Source organism: Catellatospora coxensis, assembly GCF_016862635.1.
Taxonomy (GTDB): domain Bacteria; phylum Actinomycetota; class Actinomycetes; order Mycobacteriales; family Micromonosporaceae; genus Catellatospora; species Catellatospora coxensis.
The window spans coordinates 87,335-102,142 of the sequence record NZ_BONI01000018.1 but is presented as its reverse complement, the minus strand read 5'-3'; the positions used below and the strand labels follow the sequence as shown (position 1 = coordinate 102,142).

Genomic DNA, 14,808 nt, shown 5'->3' with positions numbered 1-14,808 from the left:
GTCGCTCAGTACCTGGCCTGCTCGCGGTAGGGCTTGACCGAAGCGGGGACGGGAGCGGCGTCGGTGTCGACGTAGCGCACCGTGAACGCGCCGGTGTAGCCGAAGACGGGCCCGAACCACGGGTTGACCACCCGCACGTCGATGCGGAAGACCTCGGCCGTGTCGTCGTATCGTTCGTGGACCTCGGCGCCCGCGGTGGCGGCCGGGGGCAGCGGGGTGTCGATCCCGGGGCCCCGGAAGCGCATCTGCCCGCTGCGCAGCCGCAGCCCGCCCTGGTCGTCGACGCTCAGGTGCAGGTCGGCGGCGATGTGCTGGTGGGTGCCGAGGTAGTCGACGATCACCTCGCGGTGCGGGTCCCAGACCATGGTGGCGTCGAAGCGGCGGCGTCGCCGGGGCAGCTCGAAGGTGCGTACGAAGGTGAGGGTCTCCCGGCCGTAGGAGTCGGGATAAGCGTAGTTCTCGATGGTGAAGGGCACGTTGCGGCCCTGCTCCGGGAACATGATGTTGCGCATGGTCCCCAGCGCCAGGAACGGCCGGGTGTACGCCGGCCCGCGCCAGATGCGGTCCATGACGCCGTGGCCGACGCAGCCGCGCCCGTCGGTGCTGGTGAAGCCGAAGCGCTCCTGCAGCCGGGGGTGCAGGCGGAAGAAGTCGTCACCGAGCGCGGTGTGGAACAGCGAGTTCACAGGGTCTCCAAGAGGGACGGGGCGCGGCCGGCGGTCCGGTCGGGCGGGGTACGCAGGCAGCGGCGGGCGGACGGCGCGCCCCAGCGGGGGAGCAGCCGCAGCGGGGAGCGCCGGGGTGGTACGCCGTCCTCCAGCCAGATGCGCAGCCGGTCGAAGGACCAGGCGGTCGCCCAGCCCATCAGGGGTCGCAGCAGGAGTCGGTCGAGCAGGGCGAAGCGCGGCGTGTAGTCGTAGCCGGTGAGGAAGCGCACGCCGGTGGGGGTCGGCACGTAGCGCCAGTAACCGGCTCCGGTCATCAGCCAGGAGTGGAAGCGCAGCGCCGAGGTGCGCGTGCCGTCCGGGCGGCTCCGCTCGCCGGCGGTGACGCCGACGCCTGCCAGCACGAGGCCGGGCGCGAGCCGGGTCGCGTAGCGGAAGCGCTGCGGGCTGGTCCCGGGCAGGTATTCGATGGTGGTGAACCGGGCGTCCCAGCGCTGGTGCATCGCCGGGTCCTGCGTGAACGCCCACACCTTGTCGAGGTCGGCGCGGATGTGGACCTCGATGTACAGCTGCCGTCCCATCAGTCCTCACCTCTCCCGGAACCGCTGTTGAGCGATTGCTCAAACAGACTGTACGACTGTTTGAGCAATCGCTCAAGAGACGATTTTCGGGGAAGTCAGCGCAGCGAGGCCGCGTACGCGGCGGGCGGCACCCCGATCGCGGCCGTGACCTCGCGGACCAGGTGCGCCTGGTCGCTGTAGCCCAGCTCCGCGGCGACGGCGGCCCAGTCCACCTCGCCCTCGGCGAGCTCGATCGCCCCGTGCACCCGGTAGCGCAGGATCACCTGCTTCGGGCCGATGCCCACGTACTCGGTGAACAGGCGTTGCAGCGAGCGCACCGACAGACCCGCCTGCTGCGCGAGTTCCTCGACCCGGCGCAGGCCGCGGTCGTGGCGGACCCGGTCCACCAGCCGGATCGCGAGCCGTACCGAATCGCCGAGATCCGGCCGCAGGCCGAGCAGCAGCTCGTCGAAGACCGCGGCCGCCACCTCGTCCGTCGCCGCGGCGGCCAGCCGGTCACCGGGGTCGGCCACCGGCAGGGCCTGCGCCAGCGGCACCCGCCGCCCGGTCAGCTCCGCCGGGGAGCGGCCCGAGAACGCCCGGAACGCGCCCGGCCGGAACTGCACCCCGCGCACCCAGCCCCGCTCCGCCAGCTTGATCGAGAACAGCTCGCGGGCGGCGCCGGACACCTCGGCGGTGACCGGGTCGTCCGGGGTCGGGCGCAGCACGACCAGGTTCACCGCCGGGTGCCCGACGACGTGCTGCTCGAACGGCTGGTCCAGGTCCCAGTCGATGAACCAGTAGTGCTCCACCAGCTCGGCCAGCTTCGCGGCGGGGGCGAGCCGCCGGAACCGCACCTGGCGCAGCAGCGCGGCCGGGTCGACGATGCCCCGGGTGTCCCGGCGTGGCTGTCGCATTTGTTCAAGACCTCCCGCACGCCGCTGGTTAGCGTGGCCGGATGACCACGATCTCGAAACTACTGCGTGAGTCCGCCGACGTGGCCCTGCCCGTGCTTCAGGGCATCGGCGACGAGCAGCTCACCGCCACCACCCCGTGCGCCGAGTTCCGGGTCGGCGACCTGGTCAACCACCTGTTCCAGGTCGTCGTCAACTTCCAGGCGCTGGCCCGCCGCGAGCCCGCGGACTTCTCCGGCACCCCGGACGTGCTCGGCACGGACTGGCGCGCCCGCTTCGCGACCGAGACCGAGCAGCTGATCGCCGCCTGGTCGGACGAGTCGGCGCTGGTGGGCGTGTCGCCCGGGATGGGGCTGCCGCAGCCGGCCGTGGGGCGGATGGCGCTGCTGGATCTGACGCTGCACCCGTGGGACCTGGCGGTGGCGACCGGGCGGGCGTACGAACCGAGCCCGGCGGCGGTCGAGGAGCTGCTGCTGATGGTCGGCGAGATGGGGCCGATGGCCCGGGAGTGGAAGGTCTTCGCCGAGCCCGTGCCGACGGCCCCCGGGGCGGACCCGTTCACCCGCCTGCTCGGCCAGGCCGGCCGCGATCCCGGCTGGCAGCGCCCGTCCGTGCGCTGAGGCGGCCGGGCCGTCCGCGCGAACGCTGAGGGGAGCGGCCGCACCCGGGCCGGCCCGGGTGCGGCCGCGCTGCTTCAGCAGGTGGCGGTCAGGCCGGCCCAGTTGGCGCGGTCGTTGTAGCCGCCGTCCCCGCCGTCGCCGACGACCAGGTCGAGCACCCGTACGCCGGTCAGGTCGATCGTGATCTGGCGGGTGTCGTCCCGGGTGAGCAGCCCGCTGTCGAACAGCGTGCGGCCGTCGCCGACCACCTGGAACGTCGACGTCGCGCCCTCGGGGCCGACGTTGCGCACCGCGTCGTCCAGCCCGATGGTCGCGGCCAGCCCGCCGCACCGGCCGCCGACGTAGTAGCGGATCGTGGACGGCGAGGCGACGCCGATCCCGGTCGGGTACACCGTGCCGAGCATGCTGATCGGCGACCAGCCGCCGACGCTCCGGTCGACGGTCGGGCTCATCCAGCCGCTGGTGGCGCTGATCCAGGCGTGGTGCGACAGGACCACCGATCCGGTCGGCGGAGCCGGGGCCACCACCACCGGCGAGGTGGCCGTCTGCCGCAGCCGCCCGTGCCCGAGCACGTCGTACGAGGTGGTGGCGGTCAGCATGCCGTCACCGGGAGCGGTGCCCGCCGGCACGGCCACCGTGAAGGCGAACGTGGCGGTGTGGCCGGGTGCCAGCAGCACCGGTGCCTGGCCCACGGGACGCGCCGTCCAGCCGGCGGGACCGGTCAGCACGGCCTTGGGCTGCATGACCGGCAGGAGCCCGTCGTTGCGGACGGCCACCTCCACCCGGGCCTGGTCGCCGCCCGCGAGCACCGGCGCGGCGCCGGCCGGCAGGGTCGCGCCGTCGACCTCGGTGACCTGCGGGATGCCGGCGGTCACGTGCGGCACGCCGGGCACGCCGCCGGCCGGGGCGACCCGCAGCAGCGCGGCCCCGTGCGCGGGCACCGCCGCGCTGAGCGTGCCCGCGGTCTCGGTGACCTGCCCGGTCCAGGCGTTCTTGACGGTGAACCGCGAGCCGGTCAGGCCGGTGGCGCCGACCTGCGCGGTCAGCGTGCGCGGGCTGTCGCCGCGGTTGAGCAGCACCACGGCCCGGCCGCCGTCGGCCAGGCGCTTCACCCACGTCTCGGTCGTGCCCGCCGGGCCGACCCGGACGGCCTGCACCGCGGCGCGGTCCTGGTTGATCGCCAGCACGTCCCGGTTGGTCAGCGCGTCCACCGAGGCCTGGCTGAGCTTGCGGATGTCGCTGCCGATGACCAGCGGCGCGGCCGCCGCCGCCCACAGCGTCAGCTGCGTGCGGAACTCCTCGTCGGACATGCCGAGCTGCGGGGCGAGGTAGTCGGGGTCGTTGTAGTGGCCGGGGCCGGTCGCCTCGGGGTGCCGGGCGTTCGCGTCGTAGTTGCGCAGCACGTCCTTGAACTTGATGTCACCGACGAAGCCCACGTCGGTGTACGTCCGCCAGGACTGGGCGATGCCCGGCGCGTAGCTCCACGAGTACGTCGACTGCTGCTCCTCGGGGTAGTCGCCCCAGTCGGGCGAGGTCACCGGGTTGCACAGGTTGAAAATGATCGGCCGGCCGCCGGCGTTGTTTCGCAGCGCCTCGGCGAACTCGGTGTACGCCGCCTTCGGGTCCAGGTCGGCGGCGATGCCGCAGAGGAAGTCCACCTTGACCGCGTCGAACTGCCAGGCCGCGAACCGGTCGGCGTCGCGCTGGTAGTACCCGCCGCCGCTGCCGAGACCGCACTTGCCCGGGATGTAGGGCCCCGCGTCGGTGTAGATGCCGGCCTTCAGGCCCTTGCCGTGGATGTAGTCGACCAGGGGCCGCAGCCCGTCGGGGAAGCGGGTCCGGTCGGCCTGCAGGTCGCCGGCGGCGGTCCGCGGCTGCGGGTCCTGCCAGCCGCCGTCGAGCCACACGATGTCGTAGCCGGCTTCGGCGAGCCCGCGCTCGACCATGGCGTCGGCGACCTCCCGCACCGACTGCTCGGAGAAGTCGCCGCCGAGGCCGAAGTAGGTGTTCCAGCCCTGGTAGGGCGTGGGGCTGAGCACTTCCTGGCGGGCCGGGGCCGGGGCCGCGGTGGCGGGCGCCGGGGCGGTCAGCAGGCCGGTGGCGAGGCAGAGCACGCCGGTGAGCACGCGTCGTTTCACATCGGATTCCTTGCTGCGAAAGGGGTTTCCTCGATCTTGTGGGCTGTCATGCGAGCGTGTCAAGAATAATTCATAATTTATGTACTGAGCGGCAGTGGCCGTGAAGAACCGATGAAGGACCGGTGCCGTGCCGCCGACCGGCGGCTAGGGTCGGTACCTCGCCGAACAGGGAGGCCGGAGTGAGCGCGCGGGTGCTGGTCGCCGAGGACGACCCCAAGCAGGCCCACCTGCTGCGGGTCTACCTCGAACGCGAAGGCCACAGCGTCCAGGTCGTCGGCGACGGCCTCGCCGCGCTGGAGCGCTGCCGCGCGTATCGGCCGGACCTGGTCGTGCTCGACGTGATGATGCCGACCCTCGGCGGCCTCGACGTGTGCCGCATCCTGCGGGCCGAGTCCGACGTGGCGATCCTGCTGCTCACCGCCCGCAGCACCGAGGACGACATCCTTGTCGGCCTCGACCTCGGCGCGGACGACTACGTCACCAAGCCGTACAGCCCGCGGCAGCTCGCCGCCCGGGTGCGCGCCCTGCTGCGCCGCGCCCGCCCCGGCAGCGCGAAGGAGGAGGTCGTCCGGGTCGGCGACCTGGAGATCGACGAAGGCAGGTTCGAGGTACGAATCGCCGGCCGCCTCGTCGCGCTCACCGCCAAGGAGTTCGGCATCCTCGCCACCCTCGCCGCCTCACCCGGCCGCGTGTTCTCCCGCGCGCAGATCATCGACCGGGCCTTCGGCTTCGACAACCACGTCGAGGAGCGCACCGTCGACGCGCACGTGATGAACCTGCGCCGCAAGATCGAGGACGACCCGGCCGAGTCCCGCTACGTGCAGACCGTCTACGGCCGCGGCTACCGGCTGGCTGAGCAGGCATGAGCGAGCAAACCGGCGGGCTCGGCGGTGCGGACGACGAGCGCGGCGGAGAGAAGGCATGAGCTTCCGGCTGCGTGTCATCGCGCTGGTCATGTTCATCGCGGTCACGGCCACTGCGGCTACCGCCTGGCTCACCCTGCGGCAGGCGTCGCGGGAGTTCGACCGCACCGTCAGCGCCAGCGCGGAGCAGCAGGCGCTGATCACGGGCGAGCTGGCCGACCACGCCCGCACCCGGGGCGGCTGGGACGGCGTCGCCGGCCGGGTACGCGAGCTGTCCCTGCAGACCGGGCAGCGCATCCAGCTGACCACCGTCTCCGGCGCGGTCGTGGCCGACTCCGACGTGCTCGCCGGCGGGGTCGCCCGCGGTGTCACCGGCCCGCCGCTGCTGGTCGATCCGCGCCCGACCTGGCGGCCGCTGCCCGAGAACGGCGCGCCCGCCGGCGCGAAGACCGTGCTGCTGGCCTCGCTCGAATACCGGATCGGACTGCGCCTGGCGGCCTGCCTGACCGAAGCGGGCATCGGCGTACGCCTGGCCGACACCAGGCTGGGCATCCCGGTGCCGCAGCCCGTCGAGTACACCGCGCGGTCGAAGGCGTGCGAGGTCCGGTCGCGGGAGCAGATCTCCACGGACATCGACCGGGTGTTCGAGGCCGAGCTGCTGGCCTGTGACCGTCAGGCCGAGAGCGTGATGGTGCCGTGCCTGCAGGAGGCGTTCTCGCGGGCCGCCGGCGCGTACGCGCCCGCGCAGATGCGGGTGTACCTCGGCGCGGCCGAGCAGCCCGCGCCACAGCTGCCGGTCAGGTCGATCGTGCTGACCGCAGCCGTCGTCGCGCTCACCGCCGTCGGCGCGTCCTGGCTGCTCAGCCGCCGGGTGCTCCGCCCCATCGGCGCGCTGACCGCGGCGTCGGCCCGGCTGGGCGAGGGCAGGTTCACCGAACGTGTTCCGGTACGCGGCCACGACGAGCTGGCCGGGCTGGCCCGCTCGTTCAACCGCATGGCCGACTCCCTGCAGCACAGCGAGGAGCTGCAACGCCGCATGATCTCCGATGTGGCGCACGAGCTGCGCACACCCCTGGCGAACCTGCGCGGCTACCTGGAGGCGCTCAAGGACGGGGTGCTGCCGCCCACGCCCGAGCTGTTCGACTCGCTGCACGACGAGGCCGTGCTCCAGCAGCGCATCGTCGACGACCTGCAGGACCTGGCGCTGGCCGAGGCGGGCGTGCTGACATACCAGAAGACCCGCCTTGACCTGGGTGAACTCGTCGCGACCTGCCGGACGGCGCACGCCGCGCTCGCCTCGGTCGCGGGCGTGGTCCTGACGGCCGAGGGCGACGGCCCGCGCTGGGTGCACGCGGACCCCGATCGGCTGCGCCAGGTGATCGGCAACCTGATCCGCAACGCCTTGGCCGCCACCGCGGCAGGCGGCACGATCACGCTCGGCGTCACCTCCGACGGCGACCGGCACCTCGTCCGCGTCACCGACACCGGCAGCGGCATCGCCGAGCAGGACCTGCCCCACCTGTTCGACCGGCTCTGGCGCGCCGACCGCGCCCGTGGCCGGGGCGAGCGCTACACCACCGGCTCGGGCCTCGGCCTGTCCATCGCCCGGCAGATAATCGCCGACCACGGCGGCACCGTCGACGTCGTCAGCGTGCTGGGCGTGGGCACCACCTTCACCATCGGCCTGCCCGCCTGCTGAGCCGTCAGAGCCCCATGGGAATCGGCTGCCCCGGCAGGCCGTCCACCAGCAGCGCCGCCAGCGCCGCGGGCAGCGCCCGGGGCGCGAACAGGTCGGTGCCGCGGTACTGCGTCAGCTCCTGCTGGGTCCACCAGCGGAACTCGCTGATGTTCTCCGCGGCCAGCTCCTCGTCGGTCATCGCGCCACGCGGGTCGAACGCCGTCGTGCGGACCAGGAAGATGTCGTTGACCACCCCGTCGAAGCCGGTGATGTGGCCCTCCCGGACGACCTCCTGATGCCACACGTGCGGCGGGTCGGCGATCAGCGCCAGCCCGATCTCCTCGGTTAGCTCGCGTCGCAGCGCGGCCAGCGGGGTCTCGCCGGGCTCGATGCCGCCGCCGGGGGTGCCCCACACGACGATCGAGCCCTCGGGCTTGTCGAAGGCCCACCGGCACAGCAGAATCCGGTCCTGTTCGTCCAGCACGATGGCGCGTACACCGGCCCGGAGCCGGGGGAACGCTGACGGCAGCATGCCGATGAACCTATCCGAATCAACCGTCCGCACGCCCGGCATTTCCCTCGGTAGAGTCGACGCCGCGACCTGCGAGAGGGCGGCCGACCATGCGGGTACGGATGACGAGCGTTCCGGCCCGGCCCGGCCGGGTGAACGAGGACTTCACGGGTGCCACACCGACGGCGGCGGTGCTGCTCGACGGGGCCGGCATCCCCGGTGCGGAAGCGATCTGCGGGCACGGCGTCGCCTGGTACGCCCACCGCCTGGGCGGCTGCCTGCTCGGCCTGCTGCCGCTGCGACCCGATCGCAGCCTGTCCGCCGTGCTCGCCGAGGCCATCGAGCAGGTGACCGCCGAACACCGGGACACCTGCGACGTCGCCGACCCGATCAGCCCGTCGGCGGCCGTGGCCATGCTGCGGCTGTCCGGCGAGCTGGTCGAATACCTGGTGCTCGGGGACACGGTCGTCGTGCTGGACACATCGGACGAAACACCGCTGGTCGTCACCGACCCCCGCGAGGTGGTCATCAGCCGGTCGTACCAGCCCGCGTACGAGGCGACCGCCGAGGGCAGCGACGAACGCCGGCAGGTCCTGCGCGAGCTGCGCGCCCACCGCAACCGGCCGGGCGGCTTCTGGCTGGCCAAAGACGACCCGCGGGCGGCCGACGAGGCCGTCACCGGCAACCGCCCGGCCGCCGAGCTCGCCGGTGCCGTCCTGCTCAGCAACGGTGCCAGCCGGCTCGTGGACCGGTTCGGTGACAAGGACTGGGCCGGACTCCTGGCCGTCCTGGCGTCGGGCGGGCCCGCCGAGGTCGTCCGCCGCGTCCGGCAGGCGGAGGCGCGCGACGCGGTGGCGGCCGACGACGCGACGATCGCCTACTGCACCGGCTTCGACGAGGACTGACCCATCTGCGCCACGCCGTATGCGAAGCGCGGTCACCGGACGGTGCGCGCACCGGTTCTTCAAAGGTTCTTGATCGTCTGCTGCCTACCGTCCAGCCGTGGCGAACCAGACGACGACACCGCGGCGGCCCTACGGTCGGATCGCGTTGCTGTGCCTGCCTGCCGGGGCCGTGCTGGTCGGGCTGGCGCTGCTGCGCGGGGCAGGTGAACCGGCCGCTCAGCCGAGTCCCGTGGCCGGCGACGCCGTCCCATCGGCGCCGGCGTCTTCTGCGGCTTCGGTGTCGCCGAGCCCGTCGCCGCCACCGGTCTACCAGCTGCCCGGGGACTTCCCGGCGTCCGGGCCCGGAACCTGGAAGTACGCGCCGGGAAAGGGTGATGTGCTCGGCAGTGCGGGCGGGCTGCGCCGGTTCCGGGTCGCGGCCGAGACGAACATCGCCGGGGCCGAGCTGGCCGAGTTCACCCGGACCGTCGACCGGACGCTCGGCGATCCCCGCAGCTGGATCGGTGGTCGGGAGCGCCGCCTGCAGCGGGTGCCCGCGGGCGCGGCGTACGACTTCACGATCTACCTCGCGACCGGCGAGACCACCCGCAAGCTGTGCGCCCTCGGCGGGATGGACACCCGGCTCGACGGGGTGTCGTACACGTCGTGCCGCCTGCCCGGCCGCGTCGTGATCAACCTCAACCGGTGGCGGCTGTCCGTGCCCGACTACGTGAACGGGCGCATCGAGCTGTCGGTGTACCGCAGCTACGTCATCAACCACGAGGTCGGCCACGAGTTCGGCCGCAACCACGAGCGCTGCCCCGGCAAGGGCCGGCCCGCCCCGACGATGCAGCAGCAGACGTACGGCCTGCGCGGCTGCCGCGCCAACCCCTGGCCCTACCTCGACGGCAGGCGCTACGCCGGCCCGCCCATGTGATCCATTGCTGCCGCGCGCCGATCATGGCAGGCTTCCGCGGATGGAACCGCTGAACGAGATCACGCACGGGTCCGGGCGATCGCCGGACGCCGCCGGCGACGACCATGCGGCCAAGGCCGACCGGTTGCAACCGGTGATCGAGCGGTTCGCCCAGCTGGTCGACCCGCCCGCCGAAACCGTCATCGCGCAGATCCTGACCGACGCGGGATGGAGCCCGCGTGATCCGTCCGGCCGCGGCTTCGCGTCAGGCGACATGACCGCGGCGGTCCGCAGCGTCTCCGGTGGCGCGCGAGTGAGCTTCGAGCTGGCCGGATTCGGCTGCTCGGACGACCTCGACTACGACGACTTCGAAGACGACGACGCCTATTCGGCGGCGGTGGACCAGCAGTACCTCGACGCGGAGGCGGGGGTGGCGACCGTGGCCGCCCGGCTCGGCCTGCCCGCTGCGGACGACCTCGCCGTCGACCCGCTGATCTACCACGGGTCGCGGGTCCGGCTGCGGGCCGGGCACTGGGCGGTGACCGTCGCGGCCGCGCAGGAGGACACCGACCTGCCGATCCTGCTCGAAGTGGACGTGACCTACGGCGCGGACCTGCCCGGCCGCCTGGCGCAACTCGCACCGCCGCCGTCGGCGGGCACACCGGTCGACTGGGACGCCGTGTCGTCCCGCCTGGGTGTGGCCCTTCCCGCCGACTACCGCTGGCTGGCCGAACGATACGGCGGCGGCATGGTTGGCGGCCGCATCTCGGTGCTGCCACCGGACGAGCTGTCCCCACCGCTGCTCGGACCCCTGAAAGGCCCGCTCCGGTACATGACAGCGCGAACGCTGCCGATTGCCACGACCGCCGACGGCGCGCTCGTTTCCTGGGTGCTCGATCCCGAGGACCAGCCTGGCCAGTGGGGCCTGCGCAGCTGTGCCACCGGACACCCGGACGAGGAACTGGAGATAGGGCTGCTTCACTACCTGGTGGTGACCCTGTCAGGGGCATACCGGGCGTGGGGCCGGCGTCAGCACCCGGCGGACTGACCGGGCGCGGTTCACGACGGGGTCAGGGCTCGTGCCGCGAGTGCCGGCCGGGGAGGTCCGGGAGCGGTTCCGGCTCGGTGTAGCCGTACGCCCGCTCGGCCAGCATCTGGCCGAACACGCCGTTGAAGCTGCCGCAGTCACGGCACTGGAAGTTCTCGTCCAGCCGGGGCCCGCCGCAGTGGTCACACCGTCCCTGGTCACGCGGGTCGTGGTAGTCCTGCAACGCCAGCCGGAGCGCCTGGGCGACCGGCTCGCTCAGCATGAGGCTCGACTCGCGCCCGTCGACCCGCACGGTCAGCTCGGTGCGCGCCGGGGCGTGCGGGTCGAGTGCGTGAATCCGCGCCACGAACCCGCCGATCTCACCCAGGATGTCCGTCGGCTGATCACTCTCCATGCCCCCGACCGTACGACATCCACGACCATGACTCGGCGCGGCCCGGATCTAGAAGGGTTGTGGTCGCCATGGCGACCACAACCCTTCTAGATCCAGGTTCGGTACAGTGGCGTCGAGCCCGCCTTCGACGGGAGCGGAACGGATGAGAGTCGACCCGACGCGGGTGCCGGAGAACGTCCGGCACCTGATCCCACTGGTGGAAAAGTGGAGCGTGCCGGAGGACGGCGAGCGCTCGGAGCTGTTGAAGCGGGCGTCCGACGTACAACTGCGTGAGCTCGCCGACGCGGTGACCGCCTCGATCGACGAGCTGGAGGACTGGCTCTGCGGCGACGAGGTGTCATCTCCCGAGCCTTCCGACGAGTATGTGGCCTTCAGCTGCCTGTCGATGGCGGCGTGCCTCGCCGACGTGCTGCTGAGCAAGCGCGGAGGTTGACCGCGCTGACGCCGTCAGGCCTGCTGGGGGAGGGGGCCGGTGGATTCGCGTACGACGAGGCGGCAGGGCTGGCGGATGACCCCCGATGAGGGGGTGCCGTCGAGGGCGGCGAACAGGTGCATGACGGCCGTGGCGCCGAGCTGTTCCAGGTTCAGGTCGACCGTGGTCAGCGGGGGTCGGCAGTCGGCGGCCATCTCCTCCCAGTTGTCGTAGCCGATGATGGCGACGTCATCGGGGACCCGGCAGCCGTGCTCCTGCAGGGCCTGCGCGGCCCCGGCGGCGATCTGGTCGTTGCCGCAGAAGATCGCGTCGATCTCCGGGTGCGCGGTGATCAGCATGCGGGCGGCGTGCCGGCCCCAGCGCTGGGACCATTCGCCGTACAGCGGCTCGCCGCCGACCAGTTCCAGTCCGGACTCGGCCAGCACGGCCTGCAGGCCGGTGACGCGGTCGCGGGCGGCGCGGTAGCTCTGCGGGCCGGTGATGTGGGCGATGTTGCGCCGGCGCAGGCTGACCAGGTGTTCCATGGCGAGGCGGCCGCCGCCCTCGTCGTCGGCGAGCACGCTCAGGTCGGCGGGGTCGGTGGACTGGCCGTACACGTACACGACGGGGACCGGGATGTCGCGGCTGAGCGAGGGGCGCAGGTCGTTGCTGTCGCCGAGGATGATGAACCCGTCGACCTGCCGGGCGAGCAGGGTGCGGATGTAGTGCTGGCGGCGGATGGCGTCGCCGCGGGCGTCGCACAGCAGCACCGACATCTGCTCGTTGCCGAGAGCGTTTTCGGCGCCGAGCAGGATCGGGATGGAGAAGCGCCCGCCGAGTTCGTCGGTGAGCAGGCCGATGGTGCGGGTGCGCCCGGAGATGAGCCCGCGGGCCAGCACGTTGGGCTGGAAGCTGAGCTGGTTGGCCGCCTGCAGCACGCGCAGCCGGGTGTCGGGCGCGACCTCGCCGCGCGCGTTGAGCGCCTTGGAGGCGGTCGCCACGGACACCCCCGCGAGCCGGGCCACGTCGGTGAGGGTCACCGACGTCGATCGCCGCCTGCCCATGGAAAGCCTTTCGCTCGTTTTTCGACAACGTGTCGGAGCTTACGCATCAAACCGTTGCTGTGCATAGAGCAATCCACGTTATCGAGATGTGACACGACGGCCATCTTGCCGAAAAGGTTTTCGGCATCCATGGTTGCTCCAACGTCGAAGTGACCGCGGTCACGAGAGTCTGTTGGAGGCGGAGATGACGGTGGCGGCGCGAACCGCCGACCTCACCGGAGGTCGGCCCGTGGTGCCGTCGCGAGGAGTCCTGCGACCGCTGGGCCTGAGCGAGGTTCGGATCACGGGGGGCTTCTGGGCGCAGCGGCAGGCGACCAACAGTCGGGCGACGCTCGACCACGGTCGCGAATGGATGGACAAGCTCGGCTGGACCGGCAACTTCACCGCTGAAGTAGGCCAGGGCAGCGCGGAGCGGCGCGGTCGCGAGTTCTCCGACTCCGAGGTGTACAAGCTGGTCGAGGCGATGTCGTGGGAGACCGGTCGGCTGGCCGATCCGACCCGCGACAACGAGATCGCCGAGCTGACCGCGATGATCGCCGGGGCGCAGGCCGAGGACGGCTACCTGCACACCGCGTACGGCCGGCCGGGCCAGCGGGCCCGCTACGGCGATCTGGCCTGGGGGCACGAGCTGTACTGCGCCGGGCACCTGCTGCAGGCGTCGGTGGCGCGGGCCCGCACCAGCGGCGACGACGCGCTGCTGAACGTGGCCCGGCGGGTGGCCGACCACGTGTGCGAGGAGTTCGGGCCGGCCGGTCGCGACGCGGTCTGCGGGCACCCGGAGATCGAGCCGGGGCTGGTCGAGCTGTTCCGGGTGACGGGGGAGCAGCGCTACCTGGATCAGGCGGCGCTGTTCGTGGCCCGGCGCGGCCGGCGTACGCTGCCGCGGCACGAGTTCGGCTGGAGCTACTTCAGCGACGACATCCCGGTGCGCGAGGCGAAGGTGCTGCGCGGTCACGCCGTGCGGGCCCTGTACCTGGCCGCGGGCGTCGTCGACCTGGCCGTGGAGACGGGAGACGACGAGCTGCTGGAGACGGTCGCGGCGCAGTTCGACCGGACCCTGGCCCGGCGCACCTACCTGACCGGCGGCATGGGCTCGCGGCACCTCGACGAGGCGTTCAGCGACGACTTCGTGCTGCCGGCCGACCGGGCGTACTCGGAGACCTGCGCGGGCATCGCGGCGATCATGGTGGCCTGGCGGCTGATGCTGGCCACCGGCCGCGAGCGCTACGCCGACGTCATCGAGCGCATCCTGTACAACGTCGTGGCCACCGCGATCGGCGACGACGGCCGGTCCTTCTTCTACGCGCACACGCTGCACCAGCGTTCGCTGACCGCGGTGCTGCCCGGCGATGTCGAGCAGCTCGGCTTCGGCGGCGGCCCGCGCGCGCCGTGGTTCGAGGTGTCCTGCTGCCTGGCCAACACGGCCCGGATGCTGGCCAGCCTGTCCACGTACGTGGCGTCGGTCGACGACGAGGGGCTGCGGGTGCACCAGTACGCCGACGCCGACATCGACACGGCGCTGGCCGACGGGCGGCGGGTCGGGCTGCGGATGCGCACCGGCTACCCCGACGACGGCACGGTCGGCATCGAGGTGACCGCGGCCGAGCCCGGCCCGTGGACGCTGGCGCTGCGGCTGCCCGCGTGGGCGGCCGGGGCGACGGTCACGGTCAACGGCGAGCCGGCTCCGGCCACGGGTGACCGGGTCGTGCTGCGGCGGGACTTCGCCGTCGGCGACCGGATCGTGCTCGCGCTGCCGATGCGGCCCCGGTTCACCCGCCCCGATCCGCGCATCGACGCGGTCCGAGGCTGCGTGGCGGTGGAGCAGGGGCCGGTCGTGCTGTGCGCCGAGTCGGTCGGCGGCGAGCTCGACCTGGACAGCCTGCGGGTCGACGCGGGCACCGATCCGGCTGCCGACGGCGGGGTGACGGTCCGCGGGGTGGCCGAGGAGCTGCCCGAGCGGCCGTGGCCGTATGCCGACGCGGGACCGGTCGGGCGGCGTACCGCGCTGGACGTGCCGCTGGTCCCGTACCACCGCTGGGCGCGCAGCGGACCCTCCACCATGCGGGTCTGGCTGCCCACCACCTGATTCACCGCGAACGCACCACCGCACCTCGCTCCACTGCTCCACTACATACCGATGG

The 14,808-nt window shown here is 72.6% G+C and carries 15 protein-coding genes; 8 read left to right on the top strand and 7 right to left on the bottom strand.

From position 1 onward, the window contains the following. Window positions 1–5: 5 nt before the first annotated feature. The 3 genes from Cco03nite_RS13230 to Cco03nite_RS13220 form a co-directional block, all read right to left on the bottom strand. Window positions 6–686, bottom strand: coding sequence for a DUF4166 domain-containing protein (locus Cco03nite_RS13230; RefSeq protein WP_203692340.1), 681 nt, complete (start codon window positions 684–686; stop codon window positions 6–8). Beyond that, window positions 683–1,246: an SRPBCC family protein gene (locus tag Cco03nite_RS13225; protein ID WP_203692339.1), complete on the bottom strand. Its 564-nt coding sequence runs from the start codon at window positions 1,244–1,246 to the stop codon at window positions 683–685. The genes Cco03nite_RS13230 and Cco03nite_RS13225 overlap by 4 nt, the downstream gene beginning before the upstream one ends. A 95-nt stretch (window positions 1,247–1,341) precedes the next feature. Continuing rightward, window positions 1,342–2,142, bottom strand: coding sequence for a helix-turn-helix domain-containing protein (locus Cco03nite_RS13220; protein WP_203692338.1), 801 nt, complete (start codon window positions 2,140–2,142; stop codon window positions 1,342–1,344). 41 nt (window positions 2,143–2,183) lie between these two features. Between Cco03nite_RS13220 and Cco03nite_RS13215 the strand changes: the two genes are divergently transcribed. After that, a complete protein-coding gene (locus Cco03nite_RS13215) occupies window positions 2,184–2,759 on the top strand; it encodes a TIGR03086 family metal-binding protein (protein WP_203692337.1) in 576 nt (191 codons plus the stop codon). Window positions 2,760–2,833: 74 nt separating this feature from the next. On the opposite strand, the gene Cco03nite_RS13210 is transcribed toward Cco03nite_RS13215, so the two are convergent. Then, entirely contained in the window at window positions 2,834–4,897 is a 2,064-nt protein-coding gene (locus Cco03nite_RS13210) for an NPCBM/NEW2 domain-containing protein (protein ID WP_203692336.1), read from the bottom strand. 179 nt (window positions 4,898–5,076) lie between these two features. On the opposite strand from Cco03nite_RS13210, the gene Cco03nite_RS13205 reads away from it, so the two are divergent. Together Cco03nite_RS13205 and Cco03nite_RS13200 are read left to right on the top strand one after the other, a co-directional pair. Next, window positions 5,077–5,763, top strand: coding sequence for a response regulator transcription factor (locus Cco03nite_RS13205; RefSeq protein ID WP_203692335.1), 687 nt, complete (start codon window positions 5,077–5,079; stop codon window positions 5,761–5,763). Between the two features lie 55 nt (window positions 5,764–5,818). Beyond that, complete coding sequence (locus Cco03nite_RS13200) at window positions 5,819–7,459, top strand: sensor histidine kinase (protein ID WP_203692334.1); 1,641 nt, start codon at window positions 5,819–5,821, stop codon at window positions 7,457–7,459. A gap of 4 nt (window positions 7,460–7,463) precedes the next feature. Here the strand turns inward: Cco03nite_RS13200 and Cco03nite_RS13195 are convergent, their stop codons facing one another. Further along, window positions 7,464–7,970, bottom strand: a complete 507-nt coding sequence (locus tag Cco03nite_RS13195) for an NUDIX domain-containing protein (RefSeq protein WP_203692333.1) — start codon at window positions 7,968–7,970, stop codon at window positions 7,464–7,466. 101 nt (window positions 7,971–8,071) lie between these two features. On the opposite strand from Cco03nite_RS13195, the gene Cco03nite_RS13190 reads away from it, so the two are divergent. The 3 genes from Cco03nite_RS13190 (at window position 8,072) to Cco03nite_RS13180 (ending at window position 10,797) form a co-directional block, all read left to right on the top strand. Next, a complete protein-coding gene (locus tag Cco03nite_RS13190) occupies window positions 8,072–8,854 on the top strand; it encodes a hypothetical protein (RefSeq protein WP_239167344.1) in 783 nt (260 codons plus the stop codon). 97 nt (window positions 8,855–8,951) lie between these two features. Further along, a complete protein-coding gene (locus tag Cco03nite_RS13185) occupies window positions 8,952–9,770 on the top strand; it encodes a DUF3152 domain-containing protein (protein ID WP_239167343.1) in 819 nt (272 codons plus the stop codon). Between the two features lie 40 nt (window positions 9,771–9,810). After that, window positions 9,811–10,797: an SMI1/KNR4 family protein gene (locus tag Cco03nite_RS13180; protein ID WP_203692331.1), complete on the top strand. Its 987-nt coding sequence runs from the start codon at window positions 9,811–9,813 to the stop codon at window positions 10,795–10,797. A gap of 22 nt (window positions 10,798–10,819) precedes the next feature. Here Cco03nite_RS13180 and Cco03nite_RS13175 read toward each other — a convergent pair whose 3' ends face one another. Continuing rightward, window positions 10,820–11,191, bottom strand: a complete 372-nt coding sequence (locus Cco03nite_RS13175; RefSeq protein ID WP_203692330.1) for a hypothetical protein — start codon at window positions 11,189–11,191, stop codon at window positions 10,820–10,822. Window positions 11,192–11,333: 142 nt separating this feature from the next. On the opposite strand from Cco03nite_RS13175, the gene Cco03nite_RS13170 reads away from it, so the two are divergent. Further along, window positions 11,334–11,624, top strand: a complete 291-nt coding sequence (locus tag Cco03nite_RS13170; RefSeq protein WP_203692329.1) for a hypothetical protein — start codon at window positions 11,334–11,336, stop codon at window positions 11,622–11,624. 14 nt (window positions 11,625–11,638) lie between these two features. On the opposite strand, the gene Cco03nite_RS13165 is transcribed toward Cco03nite_RS13170, so the two are convergent. Continuing rightward, entirely contained in the window at window positions 11,639–12,667 is a 1,029-nt protein-coding gene (locus Cco03nite_RS13165) for a LacI family DNA-binding transcriptional regulator (RefSeq protein WP_144119331.1), read from the bottom strand. Between the two features lie 190 nt (window positions 12,668–12,857). On the opposite strand from Cco03nite_RS13165, the gene Cco03nite_RS13160 reads away from it, so the two are divergent. After that, entirely contained in the window at window positions 12,858–14,753 is a 1,896-nt protein-coding gene (locus tag Cco03nite_RS13160; protein ID WP_239167342.1) for a glycoside hydrolase family 127 protein, read from the top strand. Window positions 14,754–14,808: the final 55 nt, after the last annotated feature.

Bases quoted from the DNA above. Each gene is read 5' to 3' on its own strand.
- Cco03nite_RS13180 (WP_203692331.1), top strand. From the start codon at position 9,811: ATGGAACCGCTGAACGAGATCACGCACGGGTCCGGGCGATCGCCGGAC.
- Cco03nite_RS13195 (WP_203692333.1), bottom strand. From the start codon at position 7,970: ATGCTGCCGTCAGCGTTCCCCCGGCTCCGGGCCGGTGTACGCGCCATC.
- Cco03nite_RS13220 (WP_203692338.1), bottom strand. From the start codon at position 2,142: ATGCGACAGCCACGCCGGGACACCCGGGGCATCGTCGACCCGGCCGCG.
- Cco03nite_RS13165 (WP_144119331.1), bottom strand. From the start codon at position 12,667: ATGGGCAGGCGGCGATCGACGTCGGTGACCCTCACCGACGTGGCCCGG.
- Cco03nite_RS13215 (WP_203692337.1), top strand. From the start codon at position 2,184: ATGACCACGATCTCGAAACTACTGCGTGAGTCCGCCGACGTGGCCCTG.
- Cco03nite_RS13190 (WP_239167344.1), top strand. From the start codon at position 8,072: ATGACGAGCGTTCCGGCCCGGCCCGGCCGGGTGAACGAGGACTTCACG.
- Cco03nite_RS13200 (WP_203692334.1), top strand. From the start codon at position 5,819: ATGAGCTTCCGGCTGCGTGTCATCGCGCTGGTCATGTTCATCGCGGTC.
- Cco03nite_RS13170 (WP_203692329.1), top strand. From the start codon at position 11,334: ATGAGAGTCGACCCGACGCGGGTGCCGGAGAACGTCCGGCACCTGATC.
- Cco03nite_RS13175 (WP_203692330.1), bottom strand. From the start codon at position 11,191: ATGGAGAGTGATCAGCCGACGGACATCCTGGGTGAGATCGGCGGGTTC.
- Cco03nite_RS13225 (WP_203692339.1), bottom strand. From the start codon at position 1,246: ATGGGACGGCAGCTGTACATCGAGGTCCACATCCGCGCCGACCTCGAC.